Source organism: Ferrimonas sediminicola (assembly GCF_005116715.1).
In the GTDB taxonomy this organism is placed as follows: domain Bacteria; phylum Pseudomonadota; class Gammaproteobacteria; order Enterobacterales; family Shewanellaceae; genus Ferrimonas; species Ferrimonas sediminicola.
In genome coordinates this window covers 429,368-446,007 of the sequence record NZ_SWCI01000002.1, presented here as the reverse complement: position 1 = coordinate 446,007, position 16,640 = coordinate 429,368, and the positions used below count along the sequence as shown (strand labels likewise).

At 62.3% G+C, this 16,640-nt stretch carries 15 protein-coding genes; 3 read left to right on the top strand and 12 right to left on the bottom strand.

Features of this window, described 5'->3' with window-relative positions; all coding sequences use genetic code 11:
- The first annotated feature begins 20 nt into the window (after nucleotides 1-20).
- The 3 genes from FCL40_RS05475 (at nucleotide 21) to FCL40_RS05465 (ending at nucleotide 1,936) form a co-directional block, all read left to right on the top strand.
- Complete coding sequence (locus FCL40_RS05475) at nucleotides 21-863, top strand: mechanosensitive ion channel family protein (protein WP_136852125.1); 843 nt, start codon at nucleotides 21-23, stop codon at nucleotides 861-863.
- Between the two features lie 154 nt (nucleotides 864-1,017).
- The gene (locus FCL40_RS05470) at nucleotides 1,018-1,347 is read left to right on the top strand and encodes a hypothetical protein (RefSeq protein WP_136852123.1); all 330 of its coding nucleotides are present in this window, start codon (nucleotides 1,018-1,020) and stop codon (nucleotides 1,345-1,347) included.
- Nucleotides 1,348-1,471: 124 nt separating this feature from the next.
- Nucleotides 1,472-1,936, top strand: a complete 465-nt coding sequence (locus FCL40_RS05465; RefSeq protein WP_136852121.1) for a methyltransferase family protein — start codon at nucleotides 1,472-1,474, stop codon at nucleotides 1,934-1,936.
- 9 nt (nucleotides 1,937-1,945) lie between these two features.
- Here FCL40_RS05465 and FCL40_RS05460 read toward each other — a convergent pair whose 3' ends face one another.
- From FCL40_RS05460 to FCL40_RS05405, 12 genes are all read right to left on the bottom strand, one after another.
- Entirely contained in the window at nucleotides 1,946-3,166 is a 1,221-nt protein-coding gene (locus FCL40_RS05460) for an SAM-dependent methyltransferase (protein ID WP_136852119.1), read from the bottom strand.
- Entirely contained in the window at nucleotides 3,159-3,899 is a 741-nt protein-coding gene (locus tag FCL40_RS05455) for a DUF1365 domain-containing protein (protein ID WP_136852117.1), read from the bottom strand. The genes FCL40_RS05460 and FCL40_RS05455 overlap by 8 nt, the downstream gene beginning before the upstream one ends.
- Entirely contained in the window at nucleotides 3,896-5,155 is a 1,260-nt protein-coding gene (locus tag FCL40_RS05450; protein WP_136852115.1) for an NAD(P)/FAD-dependent oxidoreductase, read from the bottom strand. Before FCL40_RS05450 ends, FCL40_RS05455 begins: the two co-directional genes overlap by 4 nt.
- Nucleotides 5,152-5,868, bottom strand: a complete 717-nt coding sequence (locus tag FCL40_RS05445) for an SDR family NAD(P)-dependent oxidoreductase (RefSeq protein WP_136852113.1) — start codon at nucleotides 5,866-5,868, stop codon at nucleotides 5,152-5,154. The genes FCL40_RS05450 and FCL40_RS05445 overlap by 4 nt, the downstream gene beginning before the upstream one ends.
- Nucleotides 5,865-6,323 (bottom strand): nuclear transport factor 2 family protein, encoded by a 459-nt coding sequence (locus tag FCL40_RS05440; RefSeq protein ID WP_136852110.1) that lies wholly within the window; start codon nucleotides 6,321-6,323, stop codon nucleotides 5,865-5,867. The genes FCL40_RS05445 and FCL40_RS05440 overlap by 4 nt, the downstream gene beginning before the upstream one ends.
- A 2-nt stretch (nucleotides 6,324-6,325) precedes the next feature.
- Complete coding sequence (gene phrB, locus FCL40_RS05435) at nucleotides 6,326-7,717, bottom strand: deoxyribodipyrimidine photo-lyase (protein ID WP_136852108.1); 1,392 nt, start codon at nucleotides 7,715-7,717, stop codon at nucleotides 6,326-6,328.
- Nucleotides 7,710-8,516, bottom strand: a complete 807-nt coding sequence (locus tag FCL40_RS18880) for a MerR family transcriptional regulator (protein WP_205729093.1) — start codon at nucleotides 8,514-8,516, stop codon at nucleotides 7,710-7,712. Before FCL40_RS18880 ends, phrB begins: the two co-directional genes overlap by 8 nt.
- Nucleotides 8,506-9,459: a YbgA family protein gene (locus tag FCL40_RS05425; RefSeq protein ID WP_136852106.1), complete on the bottom strand. Its 954-nt coding sequence runs from the start codon at nucleotides 9,457-9,459 to the stop codon at nucleotides 8,506-8,508. Before FCL40_RS05425 ends, FCL40_RS18880 begins: the two co-directional genes overlap by 11 nt.
- Before the next feature lie 810 nt (nucleotides 9,460-10,269).
- Nucleotides 10,270-11,298 carry an aldose epimerase family protein gene (locus tag FCL40_RS05420; RefSeq protein WP_169307012.1) on the bottom strand — a complete coding sequence of 343 codons (1,029 nt, stop codon included), beginning with the start codon at nucleotides 11,296-11,298 and terminating at the stop codon, nucleotides 10,270-10,272.
- Entirely contained in the window at nucleotides 11,288-12,409 is a 1,122-nt protein-coding gene (locus FCL40_RS05415; RefSeq protein ID WP_169307011.1) for a galactokinase, read from the bottom strand. Before FCL40_RS05415 ends, FCL40_RS05420 begins: the two co-directional genes overlap by 11 nt.
- A 137-nt stretch (nucleotides 12,410-12,546) precedes the next feature.
- Nucleotides 12,547-13,218, bottom strand: a complete 672-nt coding sequence (locus FCL40_RS05410) for a pyrimidine 5'-nucleotidase (RefSeq protein WP_136852100.1) — start codon at nucleotides 13,216-13,218, stop codon at nucleotides 12,547-12,549.
- Nucleotides 13,219-13,831: 613 nt separating this feature from the next.
- Nucleotides 13,832-16,561: a TonB-dependent receptor plug domain-containing protein gene (locus FCL40_RS05405; protein ID WP_169307010.1), complete on the bottom strand. Its 2,730-nt coding sequence runs from the start codon at nucleotides 16,559-16,561 to the stop codon at nucleotides 13,832-13,834.
- Between the last annotated feature and the right edge of the window lie 79 nt (nucleotides 16,562-16,640).

The window sequence follows — 16,640 nt, the reverse complement described above, 5'->3', positions numbered from 1 at the left end:
ATTAGAGAAGGTTAGAGACTATGGATGAACACATTCTCAGCCAGGAGCTGGCGCAGATGGAGATGGTCTACCAACTGGTGACCGAGTTCCTGGTGACCTACAGCTTCCAGATCCTCGGTGCCCTGGTGATCTTTTTCATCGGCATCTGGCTGGGAGGCCGGGTCTCCCGGGCGCTGCTGGCGCTGATGACCCGTCACGACCTCGACATTACCCTGGCCACCTTCGTGGCCAATATCGCCAAGATAGTGGTAATCGTGCTGGTGGGGATCATCGCCCTGGGCAAGCTCGGCATCAGCGTCACCCCGCTGGTGGCCACCATCGGTGCGGCGGGACTCGGCGCCGGCCTGGCCATGCAGGGGATGCTCTCCAACTACGCCGCCGGGGTGACCATCATCGTCACCCGCCCGTTCGTGGTGGGCAACACCATCACCGTCAAGGGGGTGTTCGGGGTAGTGAAGGAGATCCAGCTGGGGATGACCATCCTGGTCAACGAGGAGGGCCAGGAGATCTCGGTGCCCAATAAGCACATCGTCGGCGAGGTGCTGCACAACTCCTTCGACACCCTGCTGGTGGAGATAGAGATTGGCATCGCCTACAGCGCCGATCCCGACCAGGCGATCGGGGCGCTGCTGGACGTGCTGTCGGCCAGCCCGCTGGTGGATCAGTCGCAGACGCCCCAGGTGGGGATCGACGGCTTCGGCGACAGCGCCATTACCCTGGGCGTGCGCTACTGGGTGCCCAGCGAGCAGTTCTACCAGGCCAAGTTTGAAACCAACCTGTCGCTGTTCAAGACCCTGAAGGCCAACGGCATCGACATTCCCTTCCCCCAGCGTCACGTGACCCTGATCAACCCGCAGAAATGACCGGCCATGGGGGCGTTGCCGCCCCCCAAAACGCCCTGCCACCCCGAACCCTGTCATCCGGATGCAATGCGACCTTGGTATTAATGCAAATCACTTGCGCATGAATGCAGTTCGGTTAAGGTGTGATTCAGGTTCACAGAAAGGGAGAGACGGGATGCGAGGATGGCTGGCCGCACTGGTATTGGTGCCCCTGCTGGTGCAGGCGAATGAACTGGAGGAGTGTGCCCTGGCGTCGGTGAGCTCCGACTACGGCGAGTTTACCCTCAGCCTCAGGGCCGGAGAGCCGGAGATCCTGCATCTGGGCGGCGGCCACCGGCTGGCGCTGCTGGCGGACCCCGTGGGTCGCTCCGGCCTGGTGATGATCAGCACCGAGGCGCGCAGTGGCCACAGCCGCCTCTCCACCAATGTGATGGTGGGCCCCGGCAAGCCGGCGTCGCTGCAGGTGGCGGATCTGTCGGTGGAGCTGCGGGTCGTCCCCCTGTAGGCCCAATTCCACATCAAAAGTGAGGAATCTTCGCGACTTCTGTTCGGCTTTCCGTTAATCTGTGCCGCAAAACCGTGGGTCAACCTGGAGAGGGCCCCAAACGTTGCAGGTACAGGGAGTGCGAATGAACAAGTTGGAGTTGAAACTGCCACCGGTGTTGGTGGCGCTACTGGCCGCTGGCCTGATGTGGCTGGTGGCCCAGTGTCCCCTGGGGGCGCAGATCCTGCCTGCCGGCATCCGCCTGGAATTGACGGCACTGTTCCTAATGCTCGGCGCCATCGCCGGCCTGGGCGGGGTGATGGCGTTTCACCGGCATAAGACCACGGTCGACCCCACCAAGCCTGAGAACGCCTCCACCCTGGTGACCGGCGGCATCTATCGCGTCAGCCGCAACCCCATGTACCTGGGGCTGCTACTGGGCCTGACTGCCTGGGGCTGCTTCCTGTCGCACCTGCTCTCCCTGCTGGTGCTCATCCCCTTCGTGCTTTACATGAACCGGTTCCAGATCCGCCCGGAAGAGCGGATGATGGCGGGGCTGTTCGGCGAGAAATTCGAGCTCTACCGCCGCACAGTCCGCCGTTGGCTGTAGCGTTGCTCCTCAGGGGCGGTAGCCGGGCTTGTCGGCCACCATGTGGACGGTGCTGATCGCCCGCTCATAGAACGCCCCTTCGCAGTAGCCCAGGTAGAATTGCCACATGCGGATAAAGTCTTCGCCATAGCCCAGCTGGCGCACCTGGGGCAGGGCCTGGTTGAAACGCCGGGACCAGTGCGCCAGGGTGCGGCCATAGTCGCGGCCGATGTCGTGCAGGGCGGTGATCACCATGTCGGTGTCGCGGGCCACGTGATGGGCCAGCCGCTCCACCGAGGGCAGGCAGCCGCCTGGAAAGATGTACTTCTGGATGAAGTCGACGCCGCGACGGTAGGCATCGTACCTCTGGTCGGCGATGGTGATCCCCTGGATCAGCATGCGGCCCTCCGGTTTGAGCCGATCCCGACAGGTGCGGAAGAAGGTGGCCAGGTACTGGTGGCCCACCGCCTCGATCATCTCGATGGAAACCAGCTTGTCGTAGCGGCCTCTCAGGTCCCGATAGTCCTTCTTCAACAGGGTGATGCGATCAGACAGCCCCTCCTCGACGATGCGGCTGGCGGCGTAGGCATGCTGCTCCTCCGAGATGGTGGTGGTGGTGACCCGGGCGCCGTAGTGACGGGCGGCGTGGATCGCCAGGGCGCCCCAGCCGGTGCCGATTTCCAGTAAAGAGTCACCGGGTTTCAGCGCCAGGCGCTGGCAGATCAGGTCCAGCTTGTGCACCTGAGCCTGCTCCAGGCTGGCGTCCTTCTCCGGGAAGATGGCGCTGGAGTAAACCAACTGCCGGTCCAGAAACAACCGGTAAAGATCGTTGCCCAGATCGTAGTGCGCCACGATGTTGCGTTTGGAGCCGTCCCGGCTGTTGCGGTTGCGCCTGTGGCGCCACAGGTCGGCGATTCGTCCGGCCCAGGCCAGTTTCCTCTCCAGTCGTTGCAACACCGCCAGATTCTTCGCCATCAGTTGCACCAATGGCACCAGATTCGGTGCGCTCCAATCCCCCTGGATATAGGCTTCTCCGGCGCCGATGGAGCCGCCGAGGAGGATGCGCCGGTAGGCCCTGGGGTGGTGGATGCGGATCTCGGCGCTGATCCCCCCCGGCTGCCCGAAGCGGTGCTGTTCGCCATCCCGGATCACCAGGGTGCCCCCGCTGAGCCCCGGGAGCAGTGAGAACAGCGTGCGTTTGGCCAGGGTGTCCAGCCAGGCCGGGGCAGGGCGGGTCAGGGTATTATCCATGAGGCTTCTCCGTGTCTTGTCCCGGATGGGGGATGAAGGGGATACGTTTCAGGGCCAGTTTCAGTGCTTGCCAATAGATGGACAGCAGAATCTTCAGGGTCATCACCGGCATCGACAGCACCAGCGTCCGCGCCGAGGCGGCGGTCAGGGGCCGGTGGGTCATCGCCAGGGTGACGTCGAACGCCTTGTGGTCACTGTGATTTTCCATCTGCAGCTTCAACCGCTCGGCCGGTGTCTCTATCTGCCAGTGGTAGCGCATCGCCATGGGCATGAAGGGGGAGACATGGAACGCCTTGTCGGTCACCTGGGGCCCCTGGACGGGCACCAGGTAGTAGTGGCGCTGATTCCATGGGGTGTTGCTGACCTCCGCCAACAGGTAGGCCAGGGAGCGATCGGGCCGGAAGCAGTAGTAGAAGTTCACCGGGCTGAAGTAGAGGCCCAGGCAGCGTCCCTGACCCACAAACAGCACCGGTCCCTGGTTGCCGTCGCCGCCGAGCTGCTTCACCTTGTGCCAGGCGGCGTCGCGATTGAGGCCGCGCCCCTCCAGGTAGTCGCCATCGCGCAGGCTCAGCAGTGCCGCCCGGTTGTGGCCGAGCCAGGGGCCGTGCGCCAGCTGATCCAGATGATCCAGGTCCACCGCCAGGGTATAGATCCGGTAGGCGAAGCGGTGGGGCCGCGGGGTAAAGCGCCGATGGCGCACCGAACCCAGGTAGTAGCCGCAACCGCCGATCATAGGGTCTCTCCAAAGCGGCGACACACCTCCAGGGCGCTGCGGACCCCGTCTTCGTGGAAGCCGTTGTGCCAGTATGCGCCGGCAAAGTGGGTGTGGTTGCGGCCGCAGATGGTGTCCCGGCGCCGGCAGGCGTTCAGGCTCTCCCGGGTGAACACCGGATGAGCGTAGTTGAAGGTGCGGATCACCTTGTCCGGGTCTACTTCATCGCCCTGATTGAGGGTGACACAGAAGGTGGGGGCGTCCGCCGGCAGTCCCTGCAGGATGTTCATGTTGTAGGTGACCCGGGCCGGCAGGCTGGGATCCCTGTCCAACTGGTAGTTCCAGGCGGCCCAGGCTCGGCGGTTTTTTGGCAGTAGCCTGGTGTCGGTGTGCAGTACCACCTGGTTATTCCGGTAGGGGATGGCGCCGAGCACCTGGCGCTCCTGAACGCTGGCGTCGGCCAGCGTCGTCAGGGCCTGGTCGCTGTGGCAGGCGAGTATCACTTCGTCGAAGCTTTCCTTGTGGCCGCTGGCCAGCTCCAGGTGGACCTGATCCCCCTGGCGCCGCACCGCCTTTACCGGGGTGTTGAGGCGAATCCGCTCCTTGAAGCTGCGGATCATCGGGGCGATATACTCCCTGGATCCGCCGCTGACCACGTACCACTGGGGTCGGTTGCTGATGTTCAGCAGGCCATGGTGGTCGAAGAAACGGACGAAGAACAGCAGGGGAAACTGCCGCATGCCCAGCAGGCTGGAGGACCAGATCGCCGCGCCCATGGGCAGGATGTAGTGCTGGGCAAAGTAGTCGCTGAAGCGGTGGATGCGCAGGAACTCACCCAGGGTGTGATCGGCACCGATCAGTCCCCGCCTCAGCTGCGCCTTGCACAGCCGGTTGAATCTCAGTATCTCGTTGAGGAAGGTGAGAAACTGGATGCTGAGCAGGTTTCTGCGCTGGGCAAACAGAGTGTCCAGGTTGTGGCCGTTGTACTCCAGCCCATTCGCGGGGTTGTGGACGCTGAAGCTCATCTCGGTGGGATGGCTGCGCACCTTCAGCTGTGCCAGCAGCCGGCGAAAGTTGGGGTAGGTGCGGTCGTTGAACACGATAAAGCCGGTGTCGATGGCCCAGCGCCTGCCGCCATGGTCGACGTCGAGGGTGGCGGTATGGCCCCCCAGGGTCTCTCCGGCCTCGAACAGGGTGATCGAGTTGCTCCGGGACAGCAGGTGGGCGCAGGTGAGGCCGGAGATGCCGCTGCCGATGATGGCGATCTTCTTATTCATCGTTTCAGTCCTTTGAGTGCGATCCGCTGCCAGGCCCTGTCCGGCAGTTTGCCCAGGAGTTTCAGCAGCCGGGTGAAGCGCTTCGGAAAATGGATCTCGGCGACGCCCCTGGCCAGTTCCCGGCGGATCACCCGACTGGCCTCGGTCGCCTCCACCCGCATCGGCATGGCGAAATCGTTCTTGTCGGTCAACGGGGTGCGGACAAAGCCCGGGCGGATCAGGCTGACGCCGATGCCATGGGGGCGCAGGTCCAGGGCCAGGGTCCTGGCCAGGTAGGCGACGGCGGCCTTGGAGGCGCCATAGGCCTCGGCCCTGGGCAGGGGCAGTTCGCTGGCGATGCTGCCCATCAGGGCCAGCCGGCTTCCCGGCGCCAGCCTGGGCAGCAGCGCTTCCAGGCAGTAGCCGACCCCGATGACGTTGGTCTGCATCACCCGCTGCAACAGCGCGCCGTCAAACTGGCGGGGATGGTCGATGTATTCGCAGCTGCCGGCGTTGAGTATCACCAGGTCCAGCGACGCCAGTTCAGCGAGGCTCTCCAACACCTGCCGGCGCTCGCCGGCATCGAAGGCCAGGGGGTGAATTCCGGCGTCGGCCAGCTCCTGCAGCGCCGCCGGGTTGCGGCCACAGCCGAACACTTCATGGCCCTCGGCGCGGTAATCGAGGGCCAGCTGCCTGCCTATCCCCGAGGTGGCGCCGGTGATCAGGACTCTCATGGGGCGACCCTCAGCTTCACCCTGCGGATGACGCTGCCCAGCAGCGGCAACTGCTCGTAGAGCATCTGCCCGGCATCGAAGTAGTCGCGGTGGTAATGGATCAGTGCACCGAACTTCAGGTGGCTATGACCCTCGAGCCTGACGGTGTCGCCGTGGTTGAGGCTGGGATGATTGAACTCCATGGTCCAGTAAAGCGCCGCCTGATCCCCCTGCACCAGCTGATCGTGGATCTGCACCCGGCACTGCTTAAGACGGCGGTACAGCCCGTCGAAGTAGTGGGTCAGGGCGGGCAGCCCCTCTACCCGGTGCAGTGGGTCGATAAAACTGATCTGAGGATGGTAGACCTCCCCCAGCCGGTGCAGTTGGCCGTGGTCCAGCTGCTGGTACAGCGCTACGAAGCGCCGCAGCAGCAGTGCCGCGGGGTCGACATGGGCCACCTGGGGCGTTGGAGACATGATCAGTAATCCTCTCGTTTCATCACGGAGAAGCGATCCAGCGCCCGGCGGCGGCTGTCGGCCAGATCCACCAGGGGCGGTGGGTAGTCGGCGGGCCGCAGTGACTCGGGGGGCAGGTGGATCGCCTTGTCCGATAAGTGTGCCAGTTCAGGAAGATACCTACGGATAAAGGCGCCGTCCGGATCGAATTTTTTGCTCTGACTGACCGGGTTGAAGATGCGGAAGTAGGGCTGGGCATCGCAGCCGGTGCTGGCGCTCCACTGCCAGCCACCGTTGTTGGCGGCCAGATCGCCATCCACCAGCCGCTGGCTGAACCAGTGCTCGCCCCGGCGCCAGTCGATCAGCAGGTTCTTGGTGAGGAAGCTGGCGGCCACCATCCTGAGCCTGTTGTGCATCCAGCCGGTCTGGCTGAGCTGTCTCATGGCGGCGTCCACCAGCGGAAAGCCGGTGCGGCCCTGGCACCAGGCGTCGAAGTTGTCGTCGCCGGATTCCCACTGGACCTTGTCTGCCAATGAGTTGAAATTCTTACCTTTACTTAGCTTAGGCCATTGCACCAGCAGGTGCCGGTAAAAATCCCGCCAGGCCAGTTCGTTGATCCAGCTGAAGGCGCCGCCGGGTCGCTCCTCCAGGGCCTCTGGGTCCTGACCGCGGGCGGCGTGCAGGCAGGCGCGGGGAGAGATGAGCCCCAGGGCCAGGTAGGGGGAGAGCGTGCTGGTGGCCTCCAGCGCCGGCCGGTCGCGGTTCAGCTGGTAGTGGGCCATCCGCTGCTGGACGAAACGGTTGAGCACTTGGTGGGCGTTGCCGGGGCCCACCGGCCACAGTTCACTGCTGTGCTTGGGCGTATCCAGCCTTATGGCTGCGGGTTTTGTCAGTGGCTGCCAGCCGGTTGGAGCGGGCAGAGGAGTGAGGTCGACAGAGCGCAGCTGTGCCATCCAGGCGCGGCGAAAGGGAGTAAACACCCGGTAGGGACTGCCATCCCCCTTGACGACACTGCCGGGAGGCAGGATGCAGTGGCCCGGGTACAGGTGAAGTTCCAGCCCCGATTCAATTACCTGCTGATCGCGCCGGCGCTCGTTGAGCTCGGGTTCCTCGCTGGCGTGGATGCGGTGGATGCCGTGGCGACGACAAAACGCGTGGAGGGCCTGGGGAACCTGACTGAACTCCTGCAGTGGCAGGTGATGCAAGCGGATGCCGAGTACGGCGAGCTGCTCTGCCAGGGTGTTGACGGCACGCTCCAGCAGGTCCGCCTGGATGGGGGCCATGGCGTGGTCCTGCCATTGACGCGGGGTGCTGATGTAGAGCGCTTCGGGCGGTGCCGCGCCGCAACAGGCCTGGGTCAGGGCGGGGTGGTCCTCCACCCGCAGATCCTTACGAAACCAGATGAGATCAGCCATGGTCCGCCTCCTTGAACAGGGGATCGTCTCGGTACACCGCGGCCAGGGGACCCACGGCGGTCAGCGAGGCGCCCCTCTGGCGGATCCGCTCCAGCACACGGCGTTCGCCGCCATGGAGGCGGGCGGGAAGGGAGCACAGCACCCGCTGTGCCGGCAGCAGCTGGCAGCCGTCGAGGCTCGACAGCGTCAGCTGTGAAAAGCGCTCGCCGCCGAGACTCAGGGCGCAGGCGGTGAGGGCATCCTCCAGCGGGGTTCCCCGAAGCAGCAGCAGCAGGGCGGCCTCACCCGGCAGCTGCTGCTGAGCCCTCAGGGTGCGACCGGCCAGGTAGAGCTCCAGCTGCTGGTGCGCCCAGGCCAGCAGCAGGTCGCCATCGGGCCTTGGCTGCAGCTGTGGCTGCAGTGCGGCGATCCAGGGGCGGAGCGCCTTGTCCGCGGCCAGCTCGAAGGGATAGAGTGCGGTCAACTGGTCCAGCTCCCTGTAGAGCCGCTCCCGGTTCAGCGTTACTGTCGCCCGGGTCAGCGCCTGCTGCAGCTCCCGCCAGGGATCGCCCGCCGGGGCGGCGTGCGGCTCATCGAGCAGCGCCTTGACCTGGCTGATGGCCACCCCCTTCTCCAGCCAGCCGAGGATCTGCCGGATACGCTCTATGTCGAGTTCGCTGTACAGCCGGTGACCCTTGGCGGTGCGCCCGGGGTTTAACAGGCCAAAGCGACGCTGCCAAGCCCGTAATGTGACCGGATTGACGCCGGTCCGGTCGGCGACATCGCCAATGGGGTATCTGGGGGTGGGGTCAGTGTTCATAACGCAGCTGCATTTCTTCGGGGTGCGGGTTGAGGTAGACCTGACTGCTGATGTAGTCGTTGGGGTAGAGGGTCAGGTAGTGCCGGAGCAGGGTGATGGGGGCCAGCAGCGGCAGTATTCCGGTGCGGTACTTGTCGATGCTGTTGGCCAGCGCCTGTCGTTCGGTGCTGCCCAGCTGCCGTTTGAAGTATCCCTGGATGTGCTGCAGGACGTTGGTGTGGTTCTTGCGACTGGCGTGGCGCTTCAGGGCGCTCATCAGCTGCGCCTCGTAGAACTGCTCGAACTCGGTGGTGATTGCCTCCACCTGCCCCAGGGCCTGCCCCAGCGAGCGGTAGATCTCCGGATTGTGCGCCATCAGCAGATACTTGTATCTGGCATGGAACTGGTAGAGCGCCTGCAGGGTGAGGCCGGCGGCGCGATGGCGTTGCCAGTCGTGGTAGGCGAACACCCGGGTGACGAAATTCTCCCTCAGGTTGGGATCGTTGAGCCGGCCGTTCTCCTCCACCGGCAGGTTGGGGTGGTCGGCCATCACCCTGGCGGCAAACAGGCCGATGCCGTCGCGGGAGGCGTTGTTGGTGGCCGGTTGGTAGACGCTGACCCGCTCCATGCCGCAGCTGGGCGACTTGGCGCAGAACACGTAACCACTGAGGCCCGCCAGCCCCGGCGAGGTGTCTTGGGCAAACTGGGTGAGCTTGTCGGTAACATCGAAGCTGTCGTCCGAGGCCTTGACCCGAATGATCTCCTCCTGAACCAGGCGGATGGTGGGGCGGGGGACCCCCATGCCGATGGCCACCTCTGGGCAGATGGGACGAAAGGTGACGTAGCGGCCCAGGTCGTCGACGCAGAAGCGGCTTTGTTTGTGGCCGCCATCGAAGCGGACCTGCTGTCCGATGAGACAGGCGCTGATGCCGACCTGGATGGTGTGCGGTTCAAACTTGTACATAATGACTCTCCTTGTACAACCTTAAAGCCAGCCTAGGCCATAGTTGTACAAATTGGCAAGTCTTGTACAGAAATTAAATGATGATCCGAAAAAGGCGGTGTCTGAGTTAGCCGTTGAAGTTAGGCGATGCCTGGGTTAAATCGGGCGAGCCCATGTCATGGCACACTGAAGCATGAATGGGAGCTTGGTGCTCATTTCAACAGACGCTGGACCCTGACCTGCGTCAGGGTGACGATTGTGCGTCTGGTGCCGCGAGCACCTGGTCGCCAGGCTCAGCAGTCATCTTCGGGTTAGTACAGGGTGGGTTCAAGCCACAGCGGCGCCCTCCGGCACGGTCACTGACCTGCGTCAGGGTGACGATTGTGCATGTGGAGAAGAGAGCACCCGGTCGCCAGGCTCAGCAGTCATCTTCAGGTTGGTACCGAGCGGATTCAACCCACTGCGGCGCCCTCCGGCACGGTCACTGACCTGCGTCAGGGTGACGATTGTGCGTCTGGTGCCGCGAGCACCCGGTAGCCAGGATCAGCAGTCATCTTCGGGTTGGTACCGAGCGGATTCAACCCACAGCGGCGCCCTTCAGCACGGTCAGGCCGGCGCATGCCGGTATCCAGAGGCTGTGCCTGCAAGAGTTTTGTGGGCCTCCAGGATCTCCCCATGGCCGATATGGATTGCGACAGGCACGGGGCCCGAACCTTCTTGTGGAAGACGATTGACAGGGTGTTGCTGAGAGCACCAAGAGCAAGGTTGGTTGGTAAGCAACGGTGATTTAAGACACCGCCCCAAAAAGCCCGCTGGGTAGCGGGCTCGGATTCAGATGTTGTCGAAGCTGAACTGGGTAAGCTGGTGGTAGCGTTCACCCGGGTGGAGAATCCCCTTGGTGTGCCCGGGCTGATTGGGGGCATCCGGCCACAGTCCGGGTTCCAGGGCGATCCCCTGGTGGTGTTTGTAGCACTTGCCCTCATAGGCGGGGGTTCCGCCAAGGTGGTTACCGGTGTAGATCTGTAGGCCGGGTTGATCGCTCTTGACCGACAGGCGGATACCGGTGGTGGGGTCGGTCATGACGCAGCGGGTCTTGAGGCTGCCGTCATCGTCGGGCCACAGGTAGCAGTGGTCGATGCCGCCGACCTGCCTGAGGGCCTCCAGCGGCTGATCCATCATCTCGCCGATGGCGCGCTCTTCGGTGAGGCACAGGGGATGGCGGCCGGTCTCCTCCAGGGTGATGGGGATGCCGTCCTTGTCGGTCATCACGATGTAGGGGGCGTCACTCTGCAACCTGTAGTTGGTCAGGTGGCTGCCGAGGTTGAAGTAGCTGTGCTGGGTCAGGTTTACCGGGCAGGGCTTGTCGACCTCGGCGTTCATCTCGACGATCCAGCTTTGCTCCCGCAGCCGGTAGAACACCTCGAGGTGCAGGTTGCCGGGGAAGCCCGCTTCCCCGTGGGCGCTCCACAGTGACAACTTGAGTCCATCCTCGACCGGGGTCAGCTGAAACACCTTGTGGTGGAAGCCGGCGAGACCGCCATGCAGGTGGTGGGGGTAGAGATTGGCGTCCAGCTCCAGTTCGTACCCCTCCACCAGGCAGCGGGCGTTGGCGATGCGGTTGGCCCATCGGCCGACCACCGAGCCCAGGCAGGCTTTCTGCGACAGGTAATCACCGGCGCTGTCACAACCGAGAACCAGGTTCTGCCACTGACCGTCGGGGCGCTTGAGCTCCAGCTTTCGCACTATGCCTCCCAGGGCGAGCACCTCCAGCCGAAGATGGTTGTTCTCGACCTGATAGCGGGCAAGCTCTCCGACGCGGTAGTGTTCCCAGGAGGGCAGGGGGGTGATCTTAACGGACACTGTGTGCTCCTGATGCGGCGTTGATGTTGAAGAAGGTAGCATAAACCCCAAATCGTTGGGTGTATTGTTGTGTGACCTGCTCTACGATTGCCGTTTTTCTCTCTTTTGGAATCAAGGCGATAACTTCGCCGGAACTGAGGAGTCTGGCGCCGCCGCGGTTGCCGACCAGCCGGTTGACGTGGCTGACCAGCAGATTGGCGTGCCTGGACTCGAAGCCAAACTCCCGCTTGAGCGACAGGTGGGCACTGGCGAGCAGCGGACCGATCTCATCCAGCCGTTTCTCCACCAGGGCGTCGGCCAGGGAGAGCGCCCGCTGATGCTCCGACAGCAGGTGGCGAGCACAGCCGAACAGATCCTCGGAGAGCAGCCCCCGCGCCCGATTCAGCCTCTCCATCGACAGCTCTCTCAGTGCGCCGACCGAGAAGTAGTGGATCAGCTGTTTGGTCTGCTGCCGCTTCCGTCGCTTCAGCGCCGAGAACTCGTCGGTGGAGAAACCCAGATCGACCCGAAACAGGCTGAGCTCGTCGGGCAGGGGAATCCTCTGCCAGCTTAAGCGGCCATAGTCCACCAGGGCGCAGTGCCCGGTGCTGGAGATCAGGGCGGCAAACTGTTCGCCCGGGCGGGAGCCGCTGTCGTCGTGCCCCGGCTGCTGGGCAGCGAGCTTGGCCAGCCCCTTGGTGGACAATCCCAGCTCCAGCTGCTGGTTCAGGGCATAGGCCAGTGCGATCTTGACGGCGTCCGGTTGTTGGGTGAATGGCACCCCGTCCGGCAACAGCACCAGCAACCTCAGCCCGCCGAGGCGGTAGCCTCTCTGCCTTAAGGCGGCAATCAGAACATCGGTGGCCTGCTGGGCGGGATGGAACTGGGAGGGAGAGAGGTGGGGCAGCGGCCTGCCCTGACTGTCGCACACCAGAATGTCGACCCTACTGTCACTGCGACGGTCGAGGGCGACCCCCAGTTGACGCTCCTCGGCGCAACAGAGCACCAACCCCTGACACAGGTCGCAGATCTCGCCCATCAGGTTGAGTTGCAGCGGAGACTGAAACCTCTGGCGCGGTACGCTGCCAAAGTGGCGCAGAAAAGCCTGTGTGAGAATAGACCGTCCCGTCACTGTGCTCCTTCCTTGGTACTGAGGGTCAGCAGGCCTCCCCGTCGGGGCTTTCCCCAGCCGTTGGGATCACCGATGCCTACCCTGCATGTTAGGCCTTGAAGGCCAACGACATCAAGTTGGCCATGGGGTTCATGCGGTTAGGCAGTCTGGGGCGACGCTTGGCGGGCCTGGTTCAGCTTGCGCAGGAAATGGGTCAGCGAGGAGGTGGCGTAGCAGGCGTTGTGCTGGCGAAGGTCGGGACGGTTCACCAACACGGTACGGATGCCCGCATACCTGGCGGTATCCAGGTTTGCCGGCTGATCGTCGAACATTACCGCCTGATCGCCGCTGAAACCGAACTTTTCCCCGATTCTGCTGTAGGCGAAGGGGTCCGGTTTCATGCGGAAATCGGTCTCCTCAACGGAGAAGATGCCGTGGAAGCAGTGATCGATCTCCATCTTCTTCAGCAGCCGCTGGGCATAGGGTCGCGCCGCGTTGGTAAAGATGTACCGCTTTTGGGGCAGTGCCATCAACTCTTTGGCCAGGGCGGCCTGTGCGGGCAGGCGGCTGGTGTCGACGTCGTGGGCATAGACGCTGAAATCGTCGATGTCCACCTCGGGGTGATGCTGTTGCAGGCCACGCAGGGTACCGCCGTACCTGTGGTAGTAGCCAAAACACAGCTCGGTGGCCTGCTCTGGGCTCAGGGCCAGTTTATCGGCGACATAGTGCTTCATTCTTGCCCCAACCTGGTCGAGGATACCGGCATCGGGGTGGTAGAGGGTGTTGTCCAGATCGAACAGAAAGATATTGCGTTCCAGAAGGGGTTTCAATGTGAGTCTGCTCCTAGCTTCGGGAGTGCGGGAGCGAAAGCATAATGGCTTTCCTTAGAGCCTGCAAGCACCCGGCATCAGGGTGAACGGAGAACTGCGAGGCAGAATCTGTCGCAAATGCAACGAGTGTGTGGGACTCTTTCATCCCCGTTCACTCCCTGAGCCAAAATCGGGTGCCTCGTCTGCGCCGGGCAAGCAGAGCGATATTATTTGAATTGAGGCTGAGTGGTTACCTCGGTTTTCAATATAATGTAACCAATCAGTGGCTGGACTGCTCTTGGTGATCGACCGACCAGGAAGTTGAGAAACAGTAAGTGCCTATCGGCGTGCCGATTGGGCATAATTTGGCGGTTGTGGATACGGAATAGGAATATCCATCTCCATGCATAAACTGCCAATCAAATATCGTATCCATTAGGTGGGATACGGTATCGTTTCCTACGACTAAGATGGGTTTTGAGCTGAAGGGTGTCATGTCGAAACTTTGTGTTGATTAGTAACGATAATGCGATCGGCGCCCCTGGACAACAGACTCTCAGCCATTGAAGGGGGGGGACGGGTTTGCATTAAAAAGGCCTCCCGAAGGAGGCCCTGTGTTCGCTAAGTTCGTCGCTTAGAAGGTGTAGATCACCTCGGCATAGAACTCGGTCCCTACAGCAGCGCCAGGGTAGGCGAATACGTTGTAGTAGGGCCAGCTGGTCTGGGTAGGATCCTGCTCGGGCTTTTCATCGAACAGGTTGATCACGGTACCGCGCGCCATCAGGTTGTCGGTAAAGGCATAGGACGCCGTCAGGTTATACACGTAGTAGGGATCCAGACGGTTGATCTTCACCAGATTGCCATCTTCATCGTAGTTCTCGGCAGGCTGCTCATCCCAGGGGATGGAGCCGGTGCGGAAGCCGGTCACGGCGATGAAGAAGTCCTCGTAGGCATAGGAGATGGTCGCTTGCACCTTGGAGCGAGGTGAGTCGTTCCAGGCTTCGTCGCGGACGTCCTCGAAATCGTCGTCGTCGGTGGACTGGAACTTGTAGCTCAGAACATGGGTGTAGCTCATGTTCAGACCGAAGTCACCATACTCACTCTCGTACAGGTAGGCCAGGGTGGCATCGATGCCGTCCTGGGACAGGCGAGACTTGTTGATGGGTGAGATGTCGACACCCAGCAGTTCGCCTTCGTTCACCTCGCCCGCGGGAGCCCGGCTGATCTGGCTGTACACCTGCTGACAGAAGCCGGAGTTCGGGTCACGGCCATTCAGGCCGTTGTTGCAATCGTACTCGTCGTCAATCAGGCCCTGGACAGACTCGTCACTGACGATGTCACGCAGCTCGATCTTGTAGTAGTCGAGGGTGAAGCTCAGGTTGTCCATGGGCTCAACCACGAAGCCGAAGCCCCAGTTCTTGCCCTTCTCCTCCTCCAGGGTCTTGGAGCCGGAACGGGTGCCCTGGACGCTCTCGGAGTCACAGTTGGCTTCGATCGGCGTGAAGTCACCGTCGGCGGGATCCCAGTCCTGTTGACACTGGGTCCAGTCGTTGACGCTGGTGTAGAAACCACTGTCCCCGGCGAACACGTAGTGCATGTCGGGGGCACGGAAGCTCTCACCGTAGCTGGCACGCACCATCACCTCTTCGATGGGGCGGTAGGTGGCCTTGGCGGAGGGGGTGAACCGGCCACCCACGTCGGTGGTGTCGTCGTCGTACTCATCGTAACGGCCGGCCAGTTCGAACTCCAGGTTGTCCAGAACCGGGATCAGCACCTCGGCGCCGATGGCGTAGCGGTCACGGTCACCACCACCCACGGTACCGGTCAGGTTGTACCAGCCCATGCCGTCCTTGTTCAGGGTACGATCATCCTGTTTCAGATCATAACCTTGACGGTTCATCTCGGCAGTCGCAGCGAAGGCCATTGGGCCTGCAGGCAGGTCCATCACTTCACCGGTCAGCACGAAGGCCAGGGTGCGGGAGTAGGAGTCGGACTTGATCACCTGGTAGCCGACCAGGTCATTGCGGATCTCATCGGTGATGGGATCGTACAGACCCACGCTCCCCTGACCGTCAGGCAGGCCAAAGCCGATAGACTCGGTACCGATGAAGTACTCGTATACCTTCTCCTCCTTCAGGCGGGCACGGGAGGTCTCATAGTCGTAGCGGCTTTCGTTGTAGTAGGCCTTCCACGCCATGGTCTCGCCGAAGGTGCCCTGGATGCCGACAGTTGCGGCCCACACCTGCTCGTCGAAGTCGGTGGTGGCTTCACCCAGTTCGTCGAAGGAGAAGATGCGCTGCTTAAGAATGTAATCGTAATTCTCGTATCCGGCACCGAAAGCAGGGTGGTCCGCCAGGTTGCCGCTGCCATCTTCACGCCACTCCAGCACATCTTCGGAGACGAAGTGACGGAAGCCGCGGATTTCAGACTCCATGTCCTGGAACATGCCGTCGAAGAACAGCTCCAGGTTGTCGTTGATGATGTAGCTGCCGGTCAGGTAGGCGGACATGGTTTCCCGCTCGTTCTGAATCGAGTACTCACCGGTGCCGTCGTAACCACAGTAGAAGCCTCGGCCCTCTCGGGAGGTGTACTCGTAGCCGGAACCTGAGTCGATACAGGCCTGCTCGCCGGGATCGACATAGGTTCCGTTGACGTTGTCAAACAGCAAGATGCCGCGGGTCAGGTAGTTGACGCCGGCAGGACCGTCATCGACGGAGTCCAGCCAGTCACGATCCTTACCGTAGATGGGATCCTGTTTGTAGTACTCCAGGGCAGTGGTGATGGAGTGCTTATCGCCGACGGAGCCGGTGACCAGCTGCAGGCGACCGGTGTCACCGCCACCATCCTTGGTGGTGCCCAGTTGGGCGGAAACTGTGGTCTCCTCCACATCCTTCTTCAGGATCACGTTAACCACACCGGCAACGGCGTCGGAACCATAGATGGCGGAGGCGCCACTGGTCAGGATCTCGATGCGGTCGATGGCGGCGAAGGGGATACTGGCCAGGTTAACGAAGTTACTCTGGCCGTTGTAGGGAGTGGGGTTTTCGGCGATGCGGCGGCCGTTCACCAGAACCAGGGTGTAACCCGGCCCCAGGTCACGCAGGTTGATGGTGTCGGCGTTGGCGGTAAAACCACCCTGGGCACCAAACTCGTTACCCTGCACGGTACCGGTGTTCTGAGACAGGGCCTTCAGAGCATCGTGGGCGGTGTTAAAGCCCTTGTCCTTGAAATCGTCGGCGGAGATCACCACCACCGGGGCTGGGCCCTCGGCGTCCATGCGGCTGATGCGTGAACCGGTCACCTCAATGCGTTCAATCTCGTCTTCTTTCTTGACCTTGGTTGCTTCCTCTTCGGCGAAGGCCATTCCTGAAATCAGGATGGAACTTCCCAGAAAACTCAAAGCAACAGACTTGCTGATTTTACTTCTTGTAAACATCCCATGT